The sequence below is a fragment of the Pyramidobacter piscolens W5455 genome (assembly GCF_000177335.1).
GTDB lineage: Bacteria > Synergistota > Synergistia > Synergistales > Dethiosulfovibrionaceae > Pyramidobacter > Pyramidobacter piscolens.
In genome coordinates this window covers 1-8,307 of record NZ_ADFP01000083.1, presented here as the reverse complement: position 1 = coordinate 8,307, position 8,307 = coordinate 1, and the positions used below count along the sequence as shown (strand labels likewise).

Below are 8,307 nucleotides of genomic sequence, written 5' to 3'. Positions count from 1 at the left end.
AGTGCTTCCACTTTACACCCGGCGGCGGGAAGACTCTTTCAGGCATGACGCTATTCCATTGCTTTTACCTTGCCGCCATTGCGTTTACTCTGAAAATCTGTGCGCCGATCTTAAAATTTTTCTAAATCTAGCACTGATTTATAGAAAAAAATCTTGACATGAGTTTTTTTTCAGATATAATCCAGACATATCAACAAGAAAAAATTATAAATCCTGAGGCGATTCCATGAATCCTATCGAGACTCAATACTCTGTACGTGACGACGGACATTATGTTCCCGCTATGGAAGTTGGCGGAACATATTACATTTCCGGACAGCTTTCCATCAATCCTGAAACCGGCAAAGTTCCTGAGGGAGGGATCAAGGCCGAGGCGCAACAGGCTCTCGATAACCTTGAGACGGTCCTTAAGGCTTCTGGCTTGAAAAGAGAGAATGTAGCCATGTGCCGTGTCTATGTGCCAGATGTGAAGTACTGGCCTGAACTAAATGAAGTCTACAGCAAGTTTTTTGGGGCTCATCGTCCTGCACGGATCGTAGTCCCTTCGAATAATTTATATGCCGGCTGTCTTGTTGAAGTAGAAGCAGTAGCTTCCCGTAAGTAATCTTCCTAACATAAAGAGAGAGGCTGAAAAACATGAAAGTCTGCGAACTCGATACTCCTGCGCTTCTTGTGGATCGTGAGATTATGATGGACAACATTCGCGCCATGCAGAATCGCGCAAATCGCAAGGGAGTCGCTCTGCGTCCTCACACCAAGACCCATAAAACTCCGGCAATCGCGTTGATTCAGCGTGATTGCGGCTGCAAGGGAATTGCCGTTGCAAAGCTCGGGGAAGCGGAAGTCATGGCCGATGCAGGGTTCGACGACATCTTTATCGCTAACGAGATCGTCGGCGATATCAAGATGAAGAGACTGCGTAAGCTTGCCCAAAGCATCAAACTCTCTTGGGGCATCGACTGCCCTGACCACGTAGAGGCTGCCGAGAAGGTCTTCGCCAGCGCCTCCGTCAAAGCCGAGGTTCTTGTGGAAATCGAAGTAGGCGAGCGCCGTTCAGGCATTATCGAGGAATCTGATTTCCTAGATCTCCTCGATTCGATCAAAAAAGCCCCTCATGTCCATCTCAAAGGGGTCTTCTCCCACGAAGGGCACTGCTACAATTCTCCCGACCTTGCTACCTGCCGTAAAGAGTTTATCGCTTCCCAGAAGCGTACCCTTCGGTTTGTCCAAATCGCCAAAGAGCAAGGATTCGAGATCGAAACGGTCAGTATTGGTTCCACTCCTTCGCTGATGCATGATGATTTCCCTGTTCTTGAGGGAATCTCGGAGTTCCGCCCCGGAACCTATGTGCTCATGGACGCTTCCATGGCTAATGCCGCCGGAACTCTGTCTCGTTGTGCTGCTACAGTGCTCGCAACGGTTATCAGCCGTCCTACGCCTGAGCGTGTCATTCTCGACGTGGGAGCCAAGGGCATTACCATGCAGCGCCGTAGCCAAGGCATCACCGCAACGGAAGGGCTCGGCACTGTCAAGGGCTACGACAATGTCTACATCCATGACGTTTATGACGAGCACGCCATTATCTATAACAAAACCTTCCATGACGCAGTGAAAATCGGCGACAAGGTTGAGATTATCCCCGTCCACATCTGTCCCACTTGCAACCTTCATGAAAAGCTCTATCTGACCTCTTGCGGCGAAGTGGTCGCGGAACTTCCCGTTCTCGCTCGTGGCAAACTTCAGTAAAGGGGATACTCCCATGAAAATCGCACTGATCCAGTTGCGGGTCGACAACAGCAAACAGAATAACCTTGACCGTGCTTGTGCTTTCATTGCTCAGTCCAAACAAGGTGGGGCCGATATGGCAATATTACCTGAAATGTTCTCCTGTCCCTACCAGACGAAAAATTTTCCTCTCTACGCTGAAAAAGCCGGCGGGAAAGCTTGGCTGCAGTTTTCCGAGACGGCTAGAAAAAACAACATTTATCTTGTAGCCGGTTCCATGCCTGAAGTTGATGAAGAAGGCAAAGTTTACAACACTTCTTTCGTCTTCGATCGTGAAGGCGCTCAGCTTGCCTCGCATCGCAAGGCCCACATGTTTGATATTGACGTCCCCGGTGGTCAACGTTTTAGAGAGTCCGACACTTTGACTCCCGGAGACAAGGTAACCACCTTCGAGACGGAATTTGGTCTGATGGGACTTCTTGTGTGCTATGATTTCCGCTTCCCTGAAATGTCGCGTATCATGGCCAATCGCGGCGCAAAAGTCATTTTCGTACCCGCCGCTTTCAATATGACTACCGGCCCTGCTCACTGGGACCTGCTCTTCCGGTGCAGAGCTCAGGATTTTCAAGTATTTACTGTAGGCTGCGCCCCTGCACGCGACGAAGGGGGATGTTATGTATCCTACGCAAATTCTATGGTAGTGGGGCCTTGGGGTGATGTAAAGCTTCGCATGGCAACAGAAGAAAGCATGGAGTTCTGCGATATCGACCTGAACGAGCTGAAAAAGGTCCGTACGAGTTTTCCTTTGTGGAATCATTACCGTAAAGGTCTTTATGAAGCAGAAACATCAAAATGAAGCGTCACATTATTCTATTCTAAGGAGGAAACGCAAATGGCAATGGAAAAAGGTCAGGAAAATAACGTCCAAACGTTCGGTCTAAAGACAGCTCTCTGCTTCTTTATCCTTATTTCCCTTCTGTCTATAGCAGGAGAGATGATTGGCACCCACAGTTTTCCCGTGGGGCCTGGGAAGATCGTTTTTATTCCCATGGTCTTCACGATGTTGCTCTCCCTTATCTTCACCCCCGACGTGCTCGGCCGAGCGGTTCCTGCTTTCAAGAAATTCTGTGGCGAGAAAGAAGTAAAGTACGCTGAGAACAGCATGATGCTGGTACTTCTACTTCTCGGCGTCAAGATGGGCACAGCTGCGGGGCCTAACCTTCCCAAGCTGCTTGCTGCCGGTCCAGCTCTGGTTCTTCAGGAATTTGGCAACATGGGCACCATGATCATCGGTCTCCCCATCGCTTTGCTCCTCGGCATGCGCCGTGAAGCTGTAGGTGCTACTGTGAGTATCTGCCGAGAACCTACTCTTGGCCTGATCAGCGAGATCTATGGCATTAACTCCGCCGAAGGTCTCGGCGTTATGGGAACCTATATGGTAGGTAATCTCTTTGGCTCCATCTTCTTTGGCTTGCTTGGTTCTCTTAGCGTTATGTCCGGACTTGATCCGCGCGCCTTAGCTATGGCTTGTGGTATGGGTTCCGGCTCCATGATGACGGCCGCCACTCAGTCTCTTACCGCTACGGTACCTGCCATGGCCGAAGAGATTAGCGCCTTTGCTGCCACTTCAAATATTATGACCAATGTGACCGGTCTGTACATGGATCTTTTTGTCGCTCTTCCCTGCGCGAACTTCCTGTATAAGCTTCTTGTCCGCAAATCATCCCGGTGAGATTAAGGAGGCTCTATTATGAATCTCGTTGCCAAAACCCTGAACCAACTTAAAGTCCTCGTGCTCTTGAGCGCTGCCGTTCTTATCACCCACTATGCCGCTATCGGCCAAAAGCTCAATCTTGTCAATGCTATTATCGGAATGATTATCATCGTTGCTATCTCCATCGTTTCCGTCAAGATCAAGGAAGCTCTTCCCTTAAAAATTCCCGCTTTCGCTTGGGCTTCTTTGATCTCCATGCTTCTTACCATTCCCGCTTCTCCTGTTGGCCCCTACATCCTCCAGATGACCAAGCAGATTACCACCGGTGAGATCGGAACCGTCATCCTCGCTGTCGCCGGCATCTCCATCGGCACGCGCATCGACGATGTAAAGAAACTCAGTTGGCGTATTATTCTTGTGGCCATTGTAGTCTTCTGTGGCACATTCTTTGGCTCTGCTCTGATCGCTCAGCTTATCATGAAAGTTCAAGGACTCATCTAAGGCTATGGACATTGAGAATTTGAAACGATGTGCCTTTGATGCGATTGATGTAAATCGGCAAAATATTTTAGACCTCGGGCACGACATCTATGCACATCCTGAAACCGGCTACCGGGAAGTGCGCACCACGAACCTCGTAGCCGATGCTTTGGAAACGCTCGGTTTTGATGTAGAACGCAACATTGCTGTGACCGGCTGTCGTGCTCGTTCTTCCCATAAAACAGGTCCTTGTCTCGCCATGCTCGGAGAACTTGATTCGGTTATTTGTCACGAACATCCTGACTGCAATCCTTCAACAGGAGCCATACATGCCTGCGGCCATAACATTCAAATCGCCGTTATGTACGCTGTTGCCTGTGCTTTAAAAAAATCTGAGATTCTGGATGAACTTGGAGGTTCAGTTGACTTCATTGCTGTTCCCGCCGAAGAGTACATTGAGCTTGATTACCGCAAACGCCTTAAGAATGAGGGCAAGATCCACTATTACTCAGGTAAGGCCGAATTTACCTACCGCGGTGTTTTCGACGATGTAAACATGTGCCTCCTGATCCATAACTGGCCTTTTGATGGCAAGGGCAAGACTGCTTGCCAGAACACCGGAACTGGTTTTATCGGGAAACGTGTCAGTTATATCGGGAAGCAAGCTCATGCCGGAGCTGCCCCTTGGGATGGCGTAAACGCTTTGAACATGGCTATGGTTGCCATCAACAGCATGAATACTCAACGGGAGACCTTCAAAGATACTGACTCTGTGCGTGTTCACCAGATCATCACCCATGGAGGAGATTTGTTGAATTCCGTCCCCGCTCTTGTGGAGGCTGAAGTGTGCGTCCGCGCTATGAACATTCCGGCTCTTCTTGCTGCGAACGAGAAAATTAATCGCTGTATTCATGGCGCTGCCATTGCTATGGGAGGGCATGCAAAGGTTGAGGATTCCCCTGGACAGATGCCTCTGAAGTCCTGCGATGCTATGGCCGACATTTTTGGCGCTAATGCCGGAAGCTTCTACAAAAGAGAGGAGATCGTTCCCTGTCAGCTCGTAACAGCTTCCTTTGACATGGGAGACCTATCCATGTTTATGCCCGTACTCCACAGCCTCAGCTCAGGAATCGTCGGCGGATTGCACTCAAAGGATTACCGCGTAGTCGATGAGAAAGATGCGTTCATCATTCCCGCCAAGATCATGACTGCCACAATCATTGATCTGCTCTATGGCAATGCTGAAAAAGCCAAGCAGATCATCGCTGATTCCAAACCCGCCATGACCCGCGATGAATATCTGAAGCTCTTCGAACGTCTGGAAAATGTAATACAGTACTGAAATTACGGTTTTAACATTGTATAATGAGCAAGAGCGACTCAATTTGAGTTCGCTCTTTCCACTTTTTTAGGAGGCCTAAGCGAATTAAGATGAATGAAGTCCTAAAGAAATTTGTCCCTCTTGCCGACATGATCGCCCAAACGATCGGGCCCCATTGTGAAGTGGTTCTTCACGATATGGCGACTCCCCTGCAGTCTGTAGTTTATATAGCAAACAACACGGTTACAGGGCGCAAGATCGGTGACGGATTCAATCTAATCATCTCCGATGTCTTGTCCTCCCGCCACTTTGAGAACGATATGCTCTGCAACTACTCTTTCAGAACTTCCGACGGAAAACTGATAAAGTCATCAACGACTTTGCTACGCGATGAAAACGGATTGGTCATCGGCGCGATGTGTATCAATATAGATACCACAGTGATCACGGAAAACATTAAATGGCTCCAAAATCTCTTGCCCGATGCTACTGCGAACATGGCTGAGAGTAGAGATAATAACGCGCCCCACGTTCTTGAAGTGGTTAATGAAGTCATTGATAAGATCTTCAACAGCCGCGATGAGAAAAAAATGTCGCGCGACGAGAAGATGGAATTAATGCGCCAGATGGATTCCAGGGGCATTTTCCTCACCAAAGGAGCTATCGAAAAAGTGGCTGAGAAAATGGGGGTTTCCAAAGTGACCGTGTATAGCTATCTGGACGAGTTAAAGAACAAAAGCGGACAATAAAAAACAAGTTTTCGGCCATAGTGCGACGGCGAACGGATGTTTTGGTTTCACCATTGGTATTTTTAGGAAAGGAATGTTTACCATGAAAAAGGCTGCTCTCATTGGATGCGGAGCTCTCGGATCATTTGTCGCGCATGGATTGAAAAAGATCCTTTCTGGTGATTATGAATTGACGGGTGTACTTGACCTCCGAGCTGAAGCTGCGCAGGAACTTGCCAAAGAATGTGACACGCGAGCATGCGCCAATCTCGATGAACTTCTGTCTGACGCTGAAATGATCATTGAAACGGCTGGTGGCGAGGTTGTCAGGACATATGGAGAAACTGTTCTAAATTCGGGGTGTGATCTGGTCATCTTGTCTGTCGGCGCTCTGTCCGATAAAAACTTGAAGTCCGCACTTGAAAATGCAGCCCGCAGCGCAGGAAAGAAGGTGTACGTGGTCAACGGCGCTCTCGGAGGTCTTGATGTTCTTCAGACGATGAGCATGATGGCACCGACAACTGCACTCATCAGTATCACAAAAGCTCCAGAGAGCCTGAATGGAGCGCCTTTCCTCGAAGGGAAGGGCCTGCCCGAAAACAAGACTGTTAAAATCTTTGAAGGTTCTGTTGACGATGCGATCAGGGGATTTCCGAAGAACGTAAATGTCGCAGTCGCAACAGCTCTGGCCTCCAACTGTCCTGACACGAAAGTCATCATCACTAGCGTCCCTGGAATGAAAGATAACAAGCATTGCGTTCACGCAGAAAATGGCATAATTACGACAGATATTTCCATCTCTTCGCTTCCTGACCCTGATAACCCTAAATCAAGCACTTCTGCTGCCTGGAGTGTTTTGAATCTGCTGAAGAATCTTGCTGCTCCCGTTTTCTATTATTGATCCAATCTAAAAACAGAAGACACAGAAATAAGGATGCCCGTTATCTGCATCAGCTTTGAAAAGCGACTCTCAGAGTGTTCTGGTTCGTTTCTGAAGCAAAATTTCTCTTGAACGCGCTTGACTTGCAGCCCCCTTCATGTGATACATTGAAGCTGCAAGATGACATCACACGTCAGAATCGACATGAGGAGTTCGCTATGGAATACAGGGCTCTCGGGCACACCGGGCTTTCTGTCAGCGCGATCGCGTTGGGATGCGAAGGCTTCACGGACAAAACTCCGGAAGCTGTGAGGAAAGATTTTGACTGCGCGCAGGATTGGGGGATCAACTTTTTCGACTGCTATTCTTCCAATCCGCAGCTCCGCTCCGCTTTTGGGGAGGCGATGAGAGGACGCCGGGAGAAATTCATCGTCCAAGGGCACATTTGCTCTGCCTGGGAAAACGGGCAGTACCTGCGCACGCGCGATCCCGTCAGGACGGAGAGGGCTTTTCGGGATTTGCTGACGCGTCTGGGGACGGATTACATCGACGTCGGCATGATTCATTATATCGACGCGGAAGAGGATTTTCGCGCGGTGTTCGACGGCGAGATCATTCAATACGCTCAGCGGCTGAAAGAGAAGGGGCGGATCCGCTTTCTCGGACTGAGCAGCCATAATCCGCACGTCGCGTCGCTGGCCGTTGGAACGGGTCTGATCGACGTGCTGCTGTTCGCCGTCAATCCCTGCTACGACATGCAGCCTGCCGGCGAAAACGTGGAAGATCTCTGGGCCGATGAAAGCTATATGAAAGATCTGCACAACATGGATCCAGAACGCGAAAGTCTCTACGAATTATGCGCGCGCCGAGGCGTGGGGATCGACGTCATGAAAACTTACGGCGGCGGCGACCTCCTCAGCGAGCGGAATTCGCCTTTCGGGCGCGCCTTTACGCCGGTGCAGTGTATCGAATACGCTTTGACCCGTCCTGCCGTGGCCGCCGTCATGATCGGCTGCCGGACGCAGGCGGAGATCCGCGCCGCCGTCGATTGGTGCGCGGCGACGCCGCAACAACGGGATTATGTGCCCGTCATGCAGGGGATGAAGCGCTTTTCCTGGCAAGGGCACTGTATGTATTGCGGCCACTGCGCTCCATGCCCCCAAGGCATCAACGTCGCTTCCGTCAATAAATTCCTCAATCTTGCCAAAGCGCAGAAGCAGATTCCGGAAACGGTGCGCGAGCACTATGCTCTGTTGCCTCACCACGCCTGCGAATGCATTGCCTGCGGCAGCTGCGAGAAACGCTGCCCCTTCGGAGTCCCGGTTATCGGCGCCATGAAGGAAGCTTTTTCGCTGTTCGGCTGCTAGACCGCGCGCGGCATTTTCAGCGATGCCTTTCAATTGAAAATCAATATCGAAGAGCGCAAAAAAGCAGACGTCTGAACATCTCAGACGTCTGC

Annotated in this window: 9 protein-coding genes; all 9 read left to right on the top strand. The window is 49.9% G+C overall.

Annotated elements, in window-relative coordinates:
• The first annotated feature begins 226 nt into the window (after nt 1–226).
• The 9 genes from HMPREF7215_RS12855 to HMPREF7215_RS07335 all read left to right on the top strand — a co-directional run bounded on the left by HMPREF7215_RS12855 (nt 227) and on the right by HMPREF7215_RS07335 (nt 8,215).
• Complete coding sequence (locus HMPREF7215_RS12855) at nt 227–604, top strand: RidA family protein (RefSeq protein ID WP_083798295.1); 378 nt, start codon at nt 227–229, stop codon at nt 602–604.
• A 32-nt stretch (nt 605–636) separates the two neighbouring features.
• Nucleotides 637–1,746 (top strand): alanine racemase, encoded by a 1,110-nt coding sequence (locus HMPREF7215_RS07370; protein ID WP_009165152.1) that lies wholly within the window; start codon nt 637–639, stop codon nt 1,744–1,746.
• A gap of 13 nt (nt 1,747–1,759) precedes the next feature.
• Nucleotides 1,760–2,581: a carbon-nitrogen hydrolase family protein gene (locus HMPREF7215_RS07365; protein WP_040550874.1), complete on the top strand. Its 822-nt coding sequence runs from the start codon at nt 1,760–1,762 to the stop codon at nt 2,579–2,581.
• Between the two features lie 36 nt (nt 2,582–2,617).
• Nucleotides 2,618–3,457 carry a DUF3100 domain-containing protein gene (locus HMPREF7215_RS07360; protein WP_009165150.1) on the top strand — a complete coding sequence of 280 codons (840 nt, stop codon included), beginning with the start codon at nt 2,618–2,620 and terminating at the stop codon, nt 3,455–3,457.
• Nucleotides 3,458–3,475: 18 nt separating this feature from the next.
• On the top strand, nt 3,476–3,940 hold the full coding sequence (locus HMPREF7215_RS07355; RefSeq protein WP_009165149.1) for a hypothetical protein: 465 nt from the start codon (nt 3,476–3,478) through the stop codon (nt 3,938–3,940).
• 4 nt (nt 3,941–3,944) lie between these two features.
• Nucleotides 3,945–5,261, top strand: a complete 1,317-nt coding sequence (locus tag HMPREF7215_RS07350) for an amidohydrolase (protein WP_009165148.1) — start codon at nt 3,945–3,947, stop codon at nt 5,259–5,261.
• Between the two features lie 89 nt (nt 5,262–5,350).
• A complete protein-coding gene (locus tag HMPREF7215_RS07345; protein ID WP_009165147.1) occupies nt 5,351–5,989 on the top strand; it encodes a helix-turn-helix transcriptional regulator in 639 nt (212 codons plus the stop codon).
• 82 nt (nt 5,990–6,071) lie between these two features.
• Nucleotides 6,072–6,869 carry an aspartate dehydrogenase domain-containing protein gene (locus HMPREF7215_RS07340; RefSeq protein WP_040550873.1) on the top strand — a complete coding sequence of 266 codons (798 nt, stop codon included), beginning with the start codon at nt 6,072–6,074 and terminating at the stop codon, nt 6,867–6,869.
• Nucleotides 6,870–7,066: 197 nt separating this feature from the next.
• Nucleotides 7,067–8,215, top strand: coding sequence for an aldo/keto reductase (locus HMPREF7215_RS07335; RefSeq protein ID WP_009165145.1), 1,149 nt, complete (start codon nt 7,067–7,069; stop codon nt 8,213–8,215).
• Nucleotides 8,216–8,307: the final 92 nt, after the last annotated feature.